General features: G+C 53.8%; 1 protein-coding gene. It reads left to right on the top strand.

Annotation, left to right across the window (positions count from 1 at the left end; all coding sequences use genetic code 11):
* Positions 1–874 (top strand): condensation domain-containing protein (locus V756_RS01000000123010; protein WP_032682237.1); only part of this gene is annotated, 874 nt, incomplete at both ends.

Below are 874 nucleotides of genomic sequence, written 5' to 3'. Positions count from 1 at the left end.
ATGCGCATATATAGAAGGGCTCCGGAGAAACGAAGTGCGGGCGCAGCTTGAGAGACTGCTGCCGGGCTACATGATCCCAGCCCATCTGATAGAGATGGAACAGTGGCCGGTTACGCCGAGCGGAAAGCTGGATCGAAACGCCCTGCCAGCTCCTGGCGGAGCTGCAGATGCGGAGACATACACGGCGCCGAGAAATGTGACAGAGATCAAGCTTGCCCAGTTATGGGAGGACGTCCTGAAAAACGGCCCTGTCGGCATTCACGACAACTTCTTTGACCGCGGAGGACATTCCTTAAAAGCAACGGCGCTTGTCTCCCGAATCTCAAAAGAATTCGATGTACAGGTGCCGCTGAAAGATGTGTTTGCCCATCCGACGGTAGAAGGGCTGGCTTCCGTTATCCGTGAAGGAACGGACAGCCCATATGAAGCGATGAAACCGGCGGAACTGCGTGAGACCTATCCGGTTTCCTCTGCCCAAAAGCGGATCTATGTCCTTCAGCAGCTGGAGGACGGAGGGACCGGCTACAATATGCCGGCTGTATTAGAACTGGAAGGGAAGCTTGATCCCGAAAGGCTGGACAGGGCTTTCAAAGAGCTGATCAAGCGCCACGAATCACTTCGGACATCCTTTGAACAAGATGAAGACGGCGAACCGATGCAGCGCATCCATGCCGAGGTGCCGTTTACATTACAGACGGCAGACCTCGGTGAACAAACTGAACAGGAAGCAGCCGCGTTTATCGAGCCGTTTGATCTCAGCCAAGCACCGCTGTTCCGTGCCCAAATCGTAAAAGTATCAGATGAACGGCACCTATTGCTGGTTGATATGCATCACATCATATCAGACGGTGTTTCCGTCAACATTCTGATTCGG

The sequence above is a fragment of the Bacillus tequilensis KCTC 13622 genome (assembly GCF_000507145.1).
GTDB classification, from domain to species: domain Bacteria; phylum Bacillota; class Bacilli; order Bacillales; family Bacillaceae; genus Bacillus; species Bacillus tequilensis.
This window is presented reverse-complemented; position numbering and strand designations above follow the sequence as displayed.